This window comes from Variovorax sp. Root318D1 (genome assembly GCF_001424835.1).
Lineage (GTDB): Bacteria > Pseudomonadota > Gammaproteobacteria > Burkholderiales > Burkholderiaceae_C > Variovorax.
Window position 1 is genome coordinate 432,142 of record NZ_LMCQ01000001.1, and the last position, 16,125, is coordinate 448,266.

General features: G+C 63.7%; 16 protein-coding genes. 9 read left to right on the top strand and 7 right to left on the bottom strand.

Annotated features, from left to right (window positions below):
• Positions 1-14: 14 nt before the first annotated feature.
• The 7 genes from ASC78_RS01985 to ASC78_RS02015 all read right to left on the bottom strand — a co-directional run bounded on the left by ASC78_RS01985 (position 15) and on the right by ASC78_RS02015 (position 6,761).
• Positions 15-1,118: a mandelate racemase/muconate lactonizing enzyme family protein gene (locus ASC78_RS01985; protein WP_055795617.1), complete on the bottom strand. Its 1,104-nt coding sequence runs from the start codon at positions 1,116-1,118 to the stop codon at positions 15-17.
• Positions 1,119-1,216: 98 nt separating this feature from the next.
• Positions 1,217-1,645: a cupin domain-containing protein gene (locus ASC78_RS01990; RefSeq protein WP_055795619.1), complete on the bottom strand. Its 429-nt coding sequence runs from the start codon at positions 1,643-1,645 to the stop codon at positions 1,217-1,219.
• A gap of 57 nt (positions 1,646-1,702) precedes the next feature.
• The gene (locus ASC78_RS01995; RefSeq protein ID WP_055795966.1) at positions 1,703-2,722 is read right to left on the bottom strand and encodes a Gfo/Idh/MocA family protein; all 1,020 of its coding nucleotides are present in this window, start codon (positions 2,720-2,722) and stop codon (positions 1,703-1,705) included.
• Positions 2,723-2,799: 77 nt separating this feature from the next.
• The gene (locus ASC78_RS26785) at positions 2,800-3,657 is read right to left on the bottom strand and encodes a shikimate dehydrogenase family protein (protein WP_082517383.1); all 858 of its coding nucleotides are present in this window, start codon (positions 3,655-3,657) and stop codon (positions 2,800-2,802) included.
• A complete protein-coding gene (locus ASC78_RS02005) occupies positions 3,654-4,976 on the bottom strand; it encodes an ABC transporter substrate-binding protein (protein WP_082517384.1) in 1,323 nt (440 codons plus the stop codon). The genes ASC78_RS26785 and ASC78_RS02005 overlap by 4 nt, the downstream gene beginning before the upstream one ends.
• Before the next feature lie 34 nt (positions 4,977-5,010).
• Entirely contained in the window at positions 5,011-5,844 is an 834-nt protein-coding gene (locus tag ASC78_RS02010) for a carbohydrate ABC transporter permease (RefSeq protein WP_082517385.1), read from the bottom strand.
• Between the two features lie 5 nt (positions 5,845-5,849).
• Positions 5,850-6,761, bottom strand: a complete 912-nt coding sequence (locus tag ASC78_RS02015) for a carbohydrate ABC transporter permease (protein WP_055795627.1) — start codon at positions 6,759-6,761, stop codon at positions 5,850-5,852.
• Between the two features lie 133 nt (positions 6,762-6,894).
• On the opposite strand from ASC78_RS02015, the gene ASC78_RS02020 reads away from it, so the two are divergent.
• The 9 genes from ASC78_RS02020 to ASC78_RS02055 all read left to right on the top strand — a co-directional run bounded on the left by ASC78_RS02020 (position 6,895) and on the right by ASC78_RS02055 (position 16,050).
• On the top strand, positions 6,895-7,716 hold the full coding sequence (locus ASC78_RS02020; RefSeq protein ID WP_200934240.1) for an IclR family transcriptional regulator: 822 nt from the start codon (positions 6,895-6,897) through the stop codon (positions 7,714-7,716).
• A gap of 131 nt (positions 7,717-7,847) precedes the next feature.
• Positions 7,848-8,525 carry a hypothetical protein gene (locus ASC78_RS02025; protein WP_055795631.1) on the top strand — a complete coding sequence of 226 codons (678 nt, stop codon included), beginning with the start codon at positions 7,848-7,850 and terminating at the stop codon, positions 8,523-8,525.
• A 96-nt stretch (positions 8,526-8,621) separates the two neighbouring features.
• Positions 8,622-9,683, top strand: coding sequence for an ABC transporter ATP-binding protein (locus ASC78_RS02030; RefSeq protein ID WP_055795633.1), 1,062 nt, complete (start codon positions 8,622-8,624; stop codon positions 9,681-9,683).
• A 54-nt stretch (positions 9,684-9,737) separates the two neighbouring features.
• Positions 9,738-9,878: a hypothetical protein gene (locus ASC78_RS27320; protein WP_157634351.1), complete on the top strand. Its 141-nt coding sequence runs from the start codon at positions 9,738-9,740 to the stop codon at positions 9,876-9,878.
• Positions 9,875-10,654, top strand: a complete 780-nt coding sequence (locus ASC78_RS02035; RefSeq protein ID WP_055795635.1) for a hypothetical protein — start codon at positions 9,875-9,877, stop codon at positions 10,652-10,654. The genes ASC78_RS27320 and ASC78_RS02035 overlap by 4 nt, the downstream gene beginning before the upstream one ends.
• An 18-nt stretch (positions 10,655-10,672) precedes the next feature.
• Positions 10,673-11,521, top strand: coding sequence for a fumarylacetoacetate hydrolase family protein (locus ASC78_RS02040; RefSeq protein WP_055795637.1), 849 nt, complete (start codon positions 10,673-10,675; stop codon positions 11,519-11,521).
• 889 nt (positions 11,522-12,410) lie between these two features.
• Complete coding sequence (locus ASC78_RS02045; protein ID WP_055795639.1) at positions 12,411-13,403, top strand: tripartite tricarboxylate transporter substrate binding protein; 993 nt, start codon at positions 12,411-12,413, stop codon at positions 13,401-13,403.
• Positions 13,404-13,427: 24 nt separating this feature from the next.
• Positions 13,428-14,084: a flavin reductase family protein gene (locus ASC78_RS02050; RefSeq protein WP_055795641.1), complete on the top strand. Its 657-nt coding sequence runs from the start codon at positions 13,428-13,430 to the stop codon at positions 14,082-14,084.
• A gap of 259 nt (positions 14,085-14,343) precedes the next feature.
• Positions 14,344-16,050 carry a phage integrase family protein gene (locus tag ASC78_RS02055; protein ID WP_055795642.1) on the top strand — a complete coding sequence of 569 codons (1,707 nt, stop codon included), beginning with the start codon at positions 14,344-14,346 and terminating at the stop codon, positions 16,048-16,050.
• The last annotated feature ends 75 nt before the right edge of the window (positions 16,051-16,125 follow it).

A 16,125-nucleotide genomic window follows, 5' to 3' on the forward strand; every position in this document is an offset into this window, starting at 1 on the left:
CCTGAAAATAAGTTCTAGATGCGGCGTACGAAGCCGCTGTCGAGCAGCGCTGGTTCTGGGTCGGCACCCAGCCCGGGCCGGTCTGTCAGCTGAAAGGCGCCGTCGATGCAGGGCACGGTGTCGCCGTAGGGCGTGAAGCCGAGATCGCAGAAGAGTCGCTCCACATGCACTTCGTCCTCCTGCGCGGCCAACACGTGCAGTGTGGCCAGCAACCCCGGGCCAAAGAAGGCCGACTGCGGTGCGCAGTGCACGGCGCTGCCTGCGCATTCGCGCGAGAGCCGCAGCAGCGTCGTGACGCCGCCCGATTTGATCGCGCTCGGCTGCAGATAGTTGATGGCCTGGGCTCTCGCCGCGAGGCTCAGCTCATGCACGCTGCTGGCGTTCTCGCCGGCTGCGGTCGGCACGCCGGTTCGAACGCGCAGTGCGCGAAGTGCTTCCATGTCCTCCGGCGGCCAGAGAGGCTCTTCGATCCAGTGCAGGTCGAAGGCCGCCATCTTGGTCACGACCTCGACGGCCTCGTCGGCCGTCCAGGCGCAGTTCGCATCGACCATCAGCGGCGTGTCCGAGCCCATCACACCGCGCGCAGCGGCCACGGCCTCGGGTGTTTTCTCGTGCAGCTTCACCTGTCCGAAGCCGGCCGCCAGCGCACGCTCCACATTCCTTGCCACCAGCGCCGTGTCGCCGTAGTACTGGAGCAGCGACGCGTACGCGGGCAGGCGGGTGCGTCTCGCTCCGCCAAGCAGGACATGCAGCGGTACGCCGGCGAGCTTCGCTTTCAGATCCCAGATCGCAATGTCGAGGCCGCTCAACGCATGCAGTACCGGCCCCGAGCGGCCCATGTTGTGCAACGTGCGTTCAAGCGAAGCCATGAGCGTGGGATCCGCGGCGTCCCGGCCTGTCGCGAGGGGAGCGACCCGACTGCGAAAGATCGCCGAGAGCGCGTCGAGTTCGGCGCCATACGACTCGCCCCAGCCGACCAGGCCGTTGTCGAGTTCGACGCGGACGAGGCCGCTGTCCAACGTGGTCCTCGGGCGCCCGGCGAACAGGGGTGCCGGCGCACCGTGGTTGAAGGGCAGTCGAAGCTGAAGGCAGTCGATCGATCGGATGGTGGTGGGCATCTGATTTTTGAATTTCTGGTAGCGCTACAAAAGCATCGTACGACCCTACGTGGGCCAGCTTGTGGAGGTTTTATCTAGGCGCTCTCGCGCCAAACGGCTCAGAGAGAACATTCGACCGTCACATAGTCCGCGGGCGTGTTGATCTCTATCAGCTCGAGGTCGTCAGACTGGCGAATGACGTTGTGCGCCACTCCGGCGGGCTGACTGAGGCAGGAGCCGGCAACGACGGTCACCGGTTCGGGCATGCCGTCAAACTTGAATTCGACCCAACCTTTCAGCACGTACACGAAGTGCGCGGTCATGTCATGCCAATGCCAACCGGTCTCCCTACCGAACGGCTGGACAGCGCGGATGTGCTTGGCGCTGATTCGGCCACGTGAAGCATCCGCCATTCCGAGATCCCGGTACTCAACATTGGCGCGGGGACCGTCCCGATGAAAGCGGTTGTCCTCGAGAGGGGTGAGAACAAATTTGGATTTCGCCTGGTCAAGCGGCAATGGACCTTGGTATCGCGCAGTCTTGCTCATCGAATTCCCTTTCAGTTGATTGGTCAGCGAGTGCTATAGAGATGCGCGTTGGTCGGATCACACAGCAATCGGCGCAAGAGTCTGGAGCGCACCCCCTTGCCGAGCCGAAGCGTAGGCCGCATCCATGACCTGCATCATTGCCTCGGCGTCGCGCAATGACGCGATCGGTCTTGCACCCGTGCGACATTCAGAAAGCACCCGCTTGACGAACAACGGGTAGTAGGCGTCGGTTTCCAACTGGAGACGTAGGCTCCGAGTGCCGGCGGCAAGATTGGTTCGGTCGCGGATCTCAATCCGGTCGGGTCCCGATTTCGCGTACATGCGATTGGACGAAAGGGTGAACGAAAATTCGCGCTGTTCGTCTGAAGTGCTGGGGAAGCTGTATCCGGTCTCCACGAGTCCGATCACGCCATCCTCGGTTTGCATCGTCAGCAACGAGTAGTCCTCAACCGCGCCCCGGTGCGTCCGCGAGTTCATGGTGGCAGAGACGCGCGCGATCTCCTTGCCGGTCAGCAATCTGAAGAAGTCTATGAAGTGCGTTGCGACATTGATCGTGGACCCACCACCTGAGAACGCGGGATCGAGCGCCCAGCCTGCGCCCGCGGCTTCATAACGGCCGGGCGGACCTACGATGAAACGAAAAGACATGTAGTTGAAGTCCGACGGGACACGGCCCTCGGCACCGTTGACCGCGCTGAGCAGGTCGCTCATGCGAAAGATGAGCGGTACCGCGCAATAAAGATCGGCTTCCTCGGTCAGTTTCCGCAGCCGGGTAACCTGCGACATGTTGACACCGCAGGGCTTCTCCAGCGCAAACGGAATTCGCCGCGCGATCACCGCTTCCGCGAGCGTCGGCATTTCGGAATGCCGACCGAACACAAACGCGAAATCGACTTCCTCGCGCTCGAGCAGCTCATAGGCCGACGAGTACAGCCTGCTCCCGAATCGCGCGGCAATTGCCTCTCCCTTGACGTGCTCCGCATCCGAAACGGCAACCACCTCGATCCCAGGCGTCTCGAGCGCATCAAGATAGAGCGGGACATGCCAATGGCTGGCTTCCAGCAATGCGACTTTCATGCGTGTTTTCCCCTCGTGCAGCCAGCTGCACAGCATGCTGCGGCAACCCTGGCAAGCCTATTCATGACATCTTCCTTTCATTCAGATGGCCACAACTGCGTGGTTTCGGACCCGTCCGGTAGTGACTTACCGTCAGGTCGGTAATCGAATCCAAGAAAGCGAAGGGCATGCAGTGCCTGCCCTTCATGCATCGGGCGTCCGCCTTGGGTACGACAACCGCGTGCATCGGCGGCGCGGCAAAGCGGCGTCGGCTCGGGCGCATTGATGATGTCTACGACGATGCTGCCGGGATCCAATCGCTCGGGATTCACGGGCAAGGGGTCGTGCGTGCGCATACCCAGCGGCGTGGCATTGATGACGATCTCGAATCCGCGTGGATCGGCTGAACCGGAATTTGTGGTGCAACCGGTTGCGGCGGCGACGGATGTGGCGAGTTCGTCGGCGCGGCGCTCGTCGACATCGAAGATGGTCAACGCCCGAGCGCCCGCGGAAGCGACTGCAAAAGCGATAGCTCTGCCTGCACCTCCGGCGCCGACGAGAAGAACGGACTTGTTCGCCGGGTCATTGCCTTCCCACTGCATGCCAAGTACACAACCGACGCCATCGAATATGGCACCGACCCAACGCCCATCCTTATCGCAGCGGATGACGTTGAGTGCGCCAACCTGACGAGCAGTCGGATGCAGTTCGTCGACAAAGGACAGCATCCGTTGCTTATGGGGCATTGTGACCAGTACGCCAGAGAGATTCCCCAACGCCCGTGCACCGGTGACGAATGCGGCCAGGTCATCGTCCTTGACCGCGAACGGGACGCAAACCGCGTCTGCGCGCTTTTCGATGAAGAGTCGGTTCAATAATTCGGGCGACTTGGCTGTCGTCAGCGGATCGCCCACCAACCCATAGAGTCGGGTTGTTCCGGTGACATGCGGCATCATGCTTTGGCCAGCGCTTCGGTGTAGCGGGTGCGCACCTCGAGCACCACGGCTGCGGGCGCCAGGTCACGCAGGATCATGCGCTGGAAGGCTTCGCCGCAGATCTGGTTGAAGGTCGACTGGATCATGGAGTAGTTCACCATGCGGCCGCGTTTTTCCACCAGTGCCTTCCAGCCCAGCTGGTCTTCGGCTTCCGGCGTCTTGAAGTAGGCGTCCTTGTAGGCGCTGGCGCGCGCCACCACTTCGCCGCCTCGCGCGGCGATCGCCTGAGCTGCCGGGCTGGCCATGAACTTGACGAACTCCCACGCGCCACCCTGGCGTGGCGAATGGCGATTGATGCACATCTGGAAGCCATACACCGCGTGCTTGTCGTCGGGCTCCACCGAAGGCGCTGGCGCCCAGGCCAGATCGTCGGCCACGGCTGCCTTCAGGCCTCGATAGCGGTACAACCCGAAGGTGGCGGATGCCACGGTGCCCGCCCGCATCCCATCTTGGAGCTCGTTGTACGCGAACTGCAAGCTCACAGGCGTCGCAGCTTTCTTTTGGAAGAGGTCCTTGACGATGGTGGCGGCCAACAGCAGCCGCTTGTCGCTGAAGCCGATCTCGCGGCCGTTGGGCGCGAAGAAGGGGTCGCTGTTGCCCGCAACGATGGAGCTCACGATGAATTCCATGAACGCCTGCGCGCCGCCGATCCCGCCGCTCAGGCCGATAGGGACGCCGTAGGCCATCTGGTTCTGCTTGGTCAGCAGCGGGCCGAGCGCGCTCACTTCCGCGTACGAGCGCGGCGGCGTCGCGATCTTCGCCTCCTCGAACTTGCTCTTTCGGTAGACGTAGATCGGGATGCGATAGTCCTGCTGCAAGCCCCAGATCTTGCCGTTGACGCGGGTCTGGTCCATGCCGATCAGCCAGTCCGTGGTGTCCACCTTGTCGCGCGCGATCAGCTCGTCGATGGCCAGCACCGAGCCGGTAGACACGAACTCGGGCATCTGAAAGTTGTTCACGCGGATCACGTCGGGGCTGTCCGACTTGGCGCGCGCCGCGCGTACGCCGTTCTGCCCGGCGGGGTCCACCACCACGCGTACCTTCACACGCGGCTGGCTGGCCTCGAAAGCCGCGATCATCTGCGTCTGCGCCGCCGCGCGCGGGTCTTTGGTGTTGGCCGGGTCGAGAAAGGTGTCGTAGGCGATGGTCTCGGTGGTCTGGGCGAAGGCCCGGCCTGCGGGTGCGCCCAGAATGGCAGCCATGCCTCCCAGGAAGATGCGCCGGCTCGTACGGGGCGCTGATTTCTGTTCGTTCATGCTTGCTGGTTTTTGCTCGTTCATGTTTGTCTCCTGGTTTAAGTGCACGTGTGGCGAACTAGCCTTTGACGGCGCCGGCGGTCAGGCCGCTGATGAACCATCGCTGCGCGAGCACGAAGATGGCGACGATGGGAAGGGAGGACACCACGGCGTAGGCCATGACGTACGACCAGGTGATGCCGATGCTGTCGAACACCTGGTTGACCAGGGCCACTTGCAGCGTGCGGTGCGCTACCTCGGGCGCGAACGCGGCCACGGTGATGTAGTCATTCCAGGTAGTGACCATGCCGATGACGGCGCTTGCGGCGATACCGGGCCGCACCAACGGCAAGATGACCTTTGTGAAGGTTTGCCAGTGATTGGCGCCGTCCACTTGGGTCGCCTCGTCCAGCTCGCGCGGCACCGCGTCCACGAAGTTCTGCATGAACCACACCGTCTGCGGCACAAGGCGCGCGGCCTGCACCACGATGATGACCGCCGCGTTGTTCAAGAGGCCCAGCGCGTCCAGCAGGAAGTACGTCGGCACCAGCAGCGCAACGCCGGGAATCATGGACGTGGACAGGATGAGCATCATCACGGTGCGCTTGCCGCGGAACTCGAAGCGTGAAGCCGCGTAGCCGGCAGGCGCGGACAGCAGTACGGCGAGCACAACCGCGCCGACCGCGTACAGCACCGAGTTGAACAGGTCGGAGCCGAAGGTCTCGTTCCGGAACACCGCCTTGTACGCCGAGAGGCTCGGCTCGCTAGGGAAGAAGGTAGGCGGGTAGGCCATGACATTGGCCTCGCTCTTGAGTGAGGTGAGCACCGCCCAGGACAGCGGGATCAGCACGACCAGTACCAGGGCCGTCAGCACGGCCCAGGACAGCATTTTTTCGGAACGTCGGATATGCATGATGTTCAGCCCGAGACGCGGCCGGTGAGCCGCGTGTATAGGTAACCAAGGAAGAGGTTGACCCCCAGCACCACGACGGAGATGACCGACGAGGGCGAGAGGTCCACCGAGCGGAAAGCGCTGGAGAACACTTCGAAGCTCCAGGTTGCGGTCGAGCCCAGCGGCCCGCCGCCGGTGAGCACCAGGATCAGCGTGATGAGCGTGAGATAGAGGATGCCCAGCGCCAGCGCGGTGCTGCCCAGCGTGGGCGCGATGTGCGGCCACACCGCGTGGCGCAGGCGCGCGCGCAGGCCACCCCCGTCGATGTCGATCGCCTCGTACAGCTCTGCCGGGATGCTTTGCAGCGAGGCGCTCATCATCACCATCACGTAGGGGAAGGACCACCACGCGGTGACCAAGATGACGAGAACGAGCGCCAGCGAAGGATCGCCCAGCATCAGGCCGGGCTCCATGCCCAGGGACCGCATCAGGTAGCTCATGGGCCCGTACGAGGGATTGAGCAGCCACAGCCAGAAGCAGCCCACCACGCCCATGGACAGCGTCCAGGGCAGCAACAGCAGGGTGCGCACATATGCAGCGCCGCGCGCAATGTTCTGCAGTGCAAGGGCGCTGGCCAGCCCCAGAGGCAGCACCACTGCGAGCGCGCCGAACACGTACAGCAGGGAGTTGAGGCTGAGTTCGAGGAAGGCCGGAGAGGAGATCACCGAGACATAGTTCGCCAGGCCCACGCCTTGCACCACTTCATAGAGGCGCGTGCGGTGAACGCTCAGCCAAAGCACCACGACCGTGGGATAGAGCGTGACGGCGAGCAGCACGGCGACGGCTGGCGCAAACCAGGCGAAACGCGCCCAGAAGCCCGGCGGTCGGGGGTCCGCCTGCATCACAGTCGCGGCTGCCGCGTAGGGAATGGCATTCATAAAGACGACCTCACATAGAACGACGTTCCAATGTAGTGACTTGACTATGCCCCGTCATGCGGGATATCCCTTGATATTGGCTTGGGCCTCAGTGCTACATTGGAACCCTGTTCTAAATAGATGGAGATTTTTTGTGGCCACTGGCGACATGATCGAGCGCGTGCTGGACATCCTCACGCTGCTGGCCGACTACCCCCAAGGGCTGCCAATCAGCGAGGTCGCGCGGCGACTGGAACTGCCCAAGAGCGCCGTGCACCGACTGCTGTCCATATTGGTGAGGCGGGGGCTGGCGGTGCAGGATGAGTACAGCCAGCGCTACCGCATGACGGTGAAACTGGCCGCCATCGGCTTTCGCTTTCTCGCGGCCTCCGGCATCACGGAGATTTGCCAGCCCTCCCTTGACAGGCTCGCCGCGCGCACCGGCGAACTGGTTCGCCTGGCGTTGGTGGAAGACGACGCGCTGATCTGGATCGCCAAGGCCCAGGGTGCGCTCTCCGGCCTGCGTTACGACCCCGATATGGGTCAGCCCGTGGTGCTGCACGCCACGTCGACCGGCAAAGCCTGGCTCGCAACCCTGGACGACGCGCAGGCAGTGGCCCTGGTGAAGGCGCGCGGCTTCGTCGTGCCTTCCCGGTTCGGTCGGCCACTCGTGCGCGACGAGGCCAGTCTGCTTGCCGAACTTGCGCTGACGCGCGAGCGCGGCTATGGCACATCCATCGAGGAAGGGGAGCCGGGCACGTGTGCGGTGGGCTGCGCCATCGTGGATCCGCAAACCCGCCGCGCCATCGGCACCGTCAGCGTGGCCGGTCCCGTGGCGCGACTCCCACCGGAGCGCATCGCCGCCATCGCGCCCGACGTGCAGGCCACCGCGGCGGAGATTGCCGACCTGTGGCCTAGCCGCAAGGTGATGGAGGCAATGATGGGGATTACGCCGCTGAAAGTCTCGAATGGGTAAAGGACTTCCCCAGCGGAAGCGGCGTCCATCGTGCGCGGCCGGGCGAGCGGCTGCTCCGTGTTTCCGAACGGTCGGCCAAGTCGCGCTCAACCTGCGCGAGGCCGTGCCCACCACATTCAAGGAGGAAATCCATGCTGGCAGGTGAAGGTGCAGTGGCTATCTGGAACGACATCGCCGAGGCCGGGCGCGCAGAGTTTTACGCTTGGCATCTGCACGAGCACATGCCCGAGCGCGTGGGCATTCCCGGTTTTGTGCGGGGGCGCCGCTATCGCGCTGCCGATGCAGCGACCCAGCCAGAGTTCTTCACCCTGTATGAAACCGCGAGCTTCCAGGTCATCCAGAGCAGTGACTACCTGTCGCGCTTGAACGAGCCTACGGAGTGGACGCGTGCGACCACCGCGCATTTCCAGACGACCACGCGATCACTCACGCGCGTGGTGGCCAGCCACGGCGTGGGCTCGGGTGGCGCGATGCTGACTGTGCGCTTCGACATTGCGGACGACGCGGTGCGCGACGTGGTGCCGCGTCTCGGTTCGGCTCTGGAAGCCGCTGCGCGGCTGCCGCGCATCAGCGGTGCGCACCTGCTGGGCTCGGACGCCGGCATGTCGGGCCAGCGCACCGCCGAAAGCAAGGACCGCAAGGACCTGCAGGCCCCGGCTCGCTGGGTGCTATTGCTGGAGGCATGTGACCCCGGCGCCTTTGACGCGGCCCTTGCGCTGTTGCAACAGTCCGCCGAACTACGTGAGGCTGCCGTGGGCCGCTATCTGCATGAATACACGCGGCTGAAAACTGCCTGGCAAGCGGGATGAGGGATCTCAACTCCCCTTCGAACCGGAAGTGCGCGCAGCGGGACGCGGCCGGCTTTGCGCGACAACAGGCTTCACTTTTGATGAGGAGACACCAAGATGGCAACAGTTGAGATCCAGGACGTAGCCAAGTCCTTCGGCAGCACGCAGATCATCCGCGGCGTGAGCATCGACATCCGCGACGGGGAATTCGTCGTGCTGGTCGGCCCGTCGGGCTGCGGCAAGTCCACGCTATTGCGCATGGTCGCAGGCCTGGAAGGCATCGACGGCGGCGAGATCCGCATCGGCGGGCGCCGCGTGAACGGCCTGCTGCCCAAGGATCGCGACATCGCCATGGTGTTTCAGAACTATGCGCTGTACCCGCATCTCACGGTGGCGGACAACCTCGCGTTCTCGCTGAAGCTGCGCCATGCGCCGCAGCAGGAGACAGAAGAGCGCGTGGCCCGGGCCGCCAAGATCCTCGGGCTGGAGCCACTGCTCACGCGGCTGCCCAAGCAGCTCTCTGGCGGCCAGCGCCAGCGCGTCGCAATGGGCCGAGCCATCGTGCGCGATCCGCAGGTCTTCCTATTCGACGAGCCGCTGTCCAATCTGGACGCCAAGCTGCGCGTGGCAATGCGCGCGGAGATTCGCGAGCTGCACCAGCGCCTGAAGGCCACCACCGTCTACGTGACGCACGACCAGATCGAGGCCATGACCATGGCAGACAAGATCGTCGCCATGCACGACGGCATCGTGGAACAGGTAGGCACGCCGCTCGACTTGTTCGACCGTCCGCGAAACGTCTTCGTCGCGGCCTTCATCGGCTCGCCGTCGATGAACCTGCTGCCCGTCAAGGTGAACGGCAAGGGTGTTGTGGACAACGCGGGCAACCACTGGACTGTGCCGGGCGTGCCGGCCACCAGCGGGCAGGCCCTCACGCTGGGCGTGCGGCCCGAGCATCTGCGGCTGGACGCCGAGGGCGTGGAGGCGCGCGTGCTGGTGGTGGAATCCACCGGCTCGGAGACGCACCTCATCGTCGATGCGGGCGGCACCAAGCTCACCTGCGTGCTGCGCGAACGGGTCAGTGTGCGCCCCGGCGACCAGGTGCGCCTGGGTGCGGACAGCGCGCATGTTCATCTTTTCCGCGCGGACTCCGGCGAACGGCTCGAGACGTTGCACTGATCCCTGCAAGGATCGCCAGACAGGTCATTTCGATCGACACAAGGAAACAGACAAATGAAGGGTATCCAGATCGAGGGCGTCGAAAGCGCGACCAGAGCGTTTTCGACTTGCGACGAGATCGGCGAGATTTTTTTCAGCCGAGCTGTGCTGCGCCGCTCTGGCAAAGCGGCAGTGCCCCTGAGGCTGGTCGCATGACCAACATGGAGCCGAGCGCTGTCGAGGCCGCCGCGCGCTACCTGCACGCGCTTCAGTCGTCGGGTCGCTTCGGTGCAAGGCTGGAAGCCGGCTTGCGGCCTGCCACGCCGGAAGACGGTTGGCGCATCCAGCGGCGAATCAGCGAACTGCGCGGCAGCCCCGTCATCGGCTGGAAATGCGGGTTGCCCTCGAGCGATCGCTGGGTCGCCGCCGCACTGCATGATGCAAGGCCATCGGGCGGCATGGCTGCTGCGCCTGCCGGACCGACGGGCGCAGCGCGCATCGAACCCGAACTGGCATTCGAGCTCAAGCAAAGCCTGCCGCCACGGTCCACCCCCTACACACCTGCCGATGTCAACGCCGCCATCGGCAGAGTGCGGCTGGCGGTCGAGGTGCTCGGTTGTCGCTATGACGATGCTGCAGACGCCAGTGGCCCTGAACTGATGGCCGACAGCCTGTGGCACCAAAGCGTGGTCCTGGGGCCGACTGCCGCCGTGGATTTTGCGCAGGAGCCATTTCCTGGTCCCTTCGAGATTGCACTCTCGGTACAGGGCCATGACGTCGTCACATTTGCAGCCAGCCATCCCAACGGCGACCCGCGCTTGCCTCTTTACTGGCTTGCCGAGTTTCTGCGCAGCCAGGGCACGGGTCTAGAGGCCGGGCAGGCAGTCATCACCGGCTCATTTGCGGGGGCGATCGATCTGCCGTTCAGGCGTCCCGCCGTGCTTCGCTATGGCAACTTCGGCGAGCTTGCGCTGACGCTCGAGCAGCTTTGACAACCAAAAGGATTCCCCATGCGTCTCGTTCGATTCGGCCCCCGTGGCTCTGAAAAACCCGGCCTCATTGATACACAAGGCACCTTGCGCGATTTGTCTTCCATCGTGAGCGACATTCACGGACCAACACTTTCGCCCGAGAGCCTTGCAAGGCTGCGTGCCCTCGATACATCGAGCTTGCCCGCAATGCCCGCCGATACACGGCTCGGACCCTGCGTAGGCCAGGTTCCGAATGTGGTTTGCATCGGCCTCAACTACTCCGACCATGCGGCAGAAACCAACACGCCGATTCCCACACAGCCGATTGTCTTTAACAAGCACACCAGCGCGCTGGCTGGCCCCAACGATCCGGTCATCGTCGCTCCCGGCTCAGGCAAGCTTGATTGGGAGGTCGAACTCGCCATCGTGATCGGTCGTCCGGCCTGGCATGTCAGTGAAGCAGAAGCGCTGGAATATGTAGCTGGCTACTGCCTTTGCAACGATGTGTCAGAGCGTGCCTGGCAAATCGAAATGGAAGGCCAGTGGACCAAAGGCAAGAGCTACCTTGGCTATGCGCCGATAGGACCCTGGTTGCTGACGGCTGACGAAGTGCCGGACCCGCAGAATATCGACCTTTGGCTCGACGTGAACGGAACTCGCCGACAGACTGGCAACACCCGCACGCAGATTTTCGGCGTTGCAACCATCGTGTCTTATCTCAGCCGCTTCATGGCGCTTCGGCCCGGCGACGTGATCCCGACCGGTACGCCGCCGGGCGATGTGATGACCTTGGGCAGTGACCTGCTCGGCACGCAGCGCCAGCAAACCATTGCATACAGCGACGCCATGGGTGCCGCCTGGCGCGCTGGCAAATTGCCTGCGCTTTAAAGCGACAGCAGAAGCCGAGTTCTACGAATGCATAGCCGGTAGCGTATGCGCGAGCGCGCCGGCGATACCGGTCGCCGGCCACGCCAACATTGCAACAGCGATCATCCGGTCCAATTCGCTCCTGGTAGCACCCGCCTGCGGTAAATCCAAGATCGCTTGCATCATCCCGAGAAAATACCAAGCCAGCGCGGCGACATCTGTTCCACGGGGCAGTTACCCAACTGCAATTGCTTCCCCAAGCGGACCTTCGAGCAGCTTGCGCGGCTGACTCATCCCCGAGATCGCTGCTTTCCGTCCTTCCGGCGGCAGATCCACCAGCTCGGCACAACTTCTTGCGAGCAGGCAACCCGGCGGTCGACGTGACCCCATCGGCAGCAGCCCGCGCAGCAGTGCCTCGAACCGCGCACGTGCACTGCCGCCCTCCCGGAACATAGCCGTTGCTGATTGCAGCGCGGCGCCACCACTTGCTTGGACTTGCCACGACGTGGGTTCCTGCGCTCAGTGCTTCACCGATTTCATGCAGGAAATCCATGTTGACGCAAGGCAGACGATGACATAGCCTTCGTTTAATAAACGATCGTTCGGCTATACGGACGATACCCACGCTGCATCGCGAAATTGGAGACTACTTGATGGTTTGAAGACTGATCCTCACAAATGTGCACCCAGGCTCGAAGCTGACGCAGCTGACCAAGCCCCAACGATTGATTCTTCAGAGCACCTTGCCGTTCTTGGCCCGTGCCGTAGCGTCCGGCGACACGGGCCGGAGTAGCCGTTGCGGTGATTGCTCGCGACCAGGATCCCCGCCTCAGGATTGACTGTCCAGCATCCATGACATGACTGATCACAACACTTTGCCGGCCTTTTCGACTGGCGCACGGAGACAAACATGAAAACACTGATTCGCAGACTCTTTGATACCGCCCTTGTTGCGGTCGCGCTTTGTGGTGCCGTAGCCGCCGCCAACGCGCAGTCCTATCCGAACAAGCCCATCCTGATCAAGGTCGCCTATCCTGCCGGGTTTGGCGTTGACGCCTCAGTGCGGCCATCCGTACCCGTGTTGCAGCGCGCCCTTGGACAGTCTCTTCTGGTTGACAACATGCCTGGCGCGAACGGCTCCATCGCGGCGATGAACGTGCTGAACGCGTCGCCCGACGGATACACCTTGCTCGCAACCGCCGGTCCGGACTTCGTGGTGGCTCCGCTCACGGTCGCTTCGGCCAAGTACACGTTCGACAGCTTCAAGCTCATTGGTTCGTTCGGGATTGCGGACATGGTCCTCGTCAGCCATCCCGACCGAACTTTCAACAGCCTCAACGCACTCGTCGAACAATTGCAAAAGCCTGGCGCGAAGGAGCTTTCCGTTGCCCATTGGGGTCAAGGTACGCTCGCTCATCTCGCGGCCGCTGAATTCCAGGGGCGTGTCCGCGCCAAGTTGCTGGAGGTGCCGTACAAAGGCATCGCTCCAATTGCCACGGCGGTCGGCGGTGGAGAGGTGGACCTCGCCTTTGTCCCGCTTGCGGGACCAATTCTGGGAATGATTCAGACCGGGCGCATTAAGGCCATCGCCATCGCGAGCCCTAAGCGGCATCCGCTCCTGCCGAACTTGGCGACGCTGAGCGAGGACGCTCGGTTCAAGAACTTCGAGTTCGGCATCTGGACCGGCCTGTTCGCGCCCGCACGCACACCCGATTCCGTCACTGCGCGCCTGAGCACTGCCTTTCGAGAATGGAATGACAGTCCGGAATTCCTGGCGCTCGCAACCGCGCAGGGTCTGCGCAAACTGGATTCAATGACACCCCCGCAGGCGGCTACCTTCTTGCGTGCAGAGAACGAAAAATTCATCAACATCGCCAAGACTCTTCATCTGGTGGCGCAATAACGCCGCCACAGAAAAGGCCCTTAGATGACCGTTCGAGACTTCCACTACTACGAGCCCGCCAAGGGTCACGGGCTGAGCCACAACCCGCTCAATGCGCTGGTGGCGCCGCGGCCTATCGGCTGGATCTCGTCACGCGACGCCCAAGGGCGCATCAATCTCGCACCCTACAGTTTCTTCAACGCGTTCAACTACGATCCACCGATCATCGGATTTTCTTCGATCGCCTGGAAAGATAGCGTTCAAAACGCATCGGAAACGGGCGAGTTCACTTGGAATCTGGTCACGCGCGAACTGGGCGATCAGATGAACCAGACCTCGGCACCACTTCCGCATGGAGAGGACGAATTCCCATTCGCCGGCCTCACAGCGGTGGCGGGCCGCATGGTCAACGTCCCGCGTGTGGGCGAAAGCCGCGCAGCCATGGAATGCAAGGTGATCGATATCGTGCAATTCCGAAACACCGCAGGCGAAAAAGTAGGTGGCTGGCTGGTACTGGGCGAAGTGGTGGGCGTGTACATAGACACGGCACTTCTGAAAGACGGCGTTTATCAGACGGCGGAGGCGTATCCGATCATGCGTTCCGGGGGGCTGAATGACTATGTTCAGGTTTCGCCAGAGAATGTTTTCCAGATCGCGCGGCTCGCAGGTGCCAGCGGTCCGTCGTCGCATGGCAAGGGATAGCAACATCCGCTGGATGTCAGGTGTCAGGAGCAAGCGCAGCGTGTGTTGCGCTTGCTTTGGCCCTCCAGAACTTGCTATTCGAGTGGGGCGGGACGCGGTGGAAATGCAGTTCTTCCGTATGCGTAATCCCGAGAAGACGGTGCAGTTCGAAAAACTCGGCGCGACTGTGCTGCCGGCGGTGTAGCACGGCCACATGATGCTTCTATTGAGATAAGTCTTCTTATCACAATAGTAGGTTCGTCCGACTAAACTGACGGGCATGAAAGTACGCACCGTCAGCAGGGCAGGGGCCGGAAATGGCGATTTCCCCAGCGCTTCGCAGCTGGCGGCGCTGCGCGCCTGGTACGCGGGCCTGTCGGCGCGCGCTGCGGTCGCGCAATATCTCGGGGACAACAAAGCGTCGGGACAGTCCTCTCGCGCCATGCTGGGCGATATCCGGCGCCAGCTGGCGAGCTACGCGCGGCTGCGGCACCGCGACGACCTGGCGTCGCTGATCGCGCACCCGGCGGCCGAGCGCGAGCAACGCGCCCGCGCGGTCGGGGATGCCATCGAGAAGCTGCGGCAGTTGCCCTTGCCAGCGCCGATGGTGACGGACACCGTCGATCGGTGGCTGCCGACGCGCGCCGCGCGGGCCCTGCAAACCGCCGGCATCCGGACGCTGGCCGATCTGACGGTGCGGGTGCCGCGCCGACGCCGATGGTGGGCCGCCGTGCCCGGCCTGGGGGCACGCAGTGCGCGTCAGATCGAGGCGTTCTTTGCCGCCCAACCGGCGTTGACCGAACGGGCGAGGGCGCTGGTGGTCGTGCCGAGGACCGAGACCGCGCCGTGGGAGCATCTGGTTGTGCCGCAGGAGGTCGATGGCACACGGGGCACCTTCCGGGCGCCGCAGGCCACCTGCACCCTGTCGGCGAGCAATGACTACGAGGCCGTCCAGGCCTGGCTGGGTCTGCAGGACGCCGCGGCGACCCAGCGCGCCTACCGCAAGGAAGCCGAGCGGCTCATGCTGTGGGCGATCCTCGAGCGCGGCAAGGCGCTGTCGTCGCTGACGACCGAGGATGCCGTGGCGTACCGCGCCTTCCTGCGGCGCCCATCGCCGCGGGAGCGCTGGGTCGGACCCGCGCGGCCGCGCACGTCCGCGGAATGGCGCCCCTTCCAGGGACCACTGGCGCCGCGCTCCGTGGCGTACGCACTGTCCGTGATCGGCGCGCTGTATCGCTGGTTGATCGAGCAGCGTTATGTGCTGGCCAATCCGTTTGCTGGCGTGAAGGTCAAGGGAACGGGCCGTGGCAGTGCCTTCGACGGATCCCGGGTTTTCACGGAGCACGAATGGGCGCTGATTCGCTCCACCGCCGACGGCATCGAGTGGATCGGTGGATGGAGCGAGGAGGGCGCCCAGCGCCTGCGCTTCGTGCTGGATTTCTGGTACGCGACGGGCCTGCGACCCAGCGAGATGGTCGACGCCCGGCTGGGTGGCATCGAGCACGATGCGCAGGGCGACGACTGGCTGAACGTGGTCGGCAAGGGCAGCAAGCACGGCAAGGTCGCCTTGCCGCTGCTGGCGCGGGGCGCGCTCGACCAGTATCTGGCGCAACGCGGCCTGCCCGTGACGCGGTCGCGCTGGAATCCGAAGACCGCGCTGGTCCCCGGCCTGGCAGAAGACGGGACCGGGATCAGCGCGTCGCGCCTGTGGTCGGTCATGCGCCGCTTCTTCCTCCATGCCGCGCATACCTTGGAAAGCGTGAGTCCGTCCACTGCGGACAAGCTCAAGCGCGCCACGCCACACTGGATGCGGCATACCCATGCCACCCATGCGCTCGCGCGCGGCGTCGAGCTGACGACCGTGCGGGACAACCTGCGGCATGCCTCTGTCGCGACGACCTCGGTCTACCTCCATACCGACGAGGTCAAGCGGGCGAGGCAGATCGGGGACGCTTTTCCGGCTCGGTCTTTCGTGAGATCGACATGACCTCGCGTCGTCCCGTGTCATAGGGTGCAACCGACCAGAGGCATCCACTATCGATAACCAGTCGGATCGTCTTTG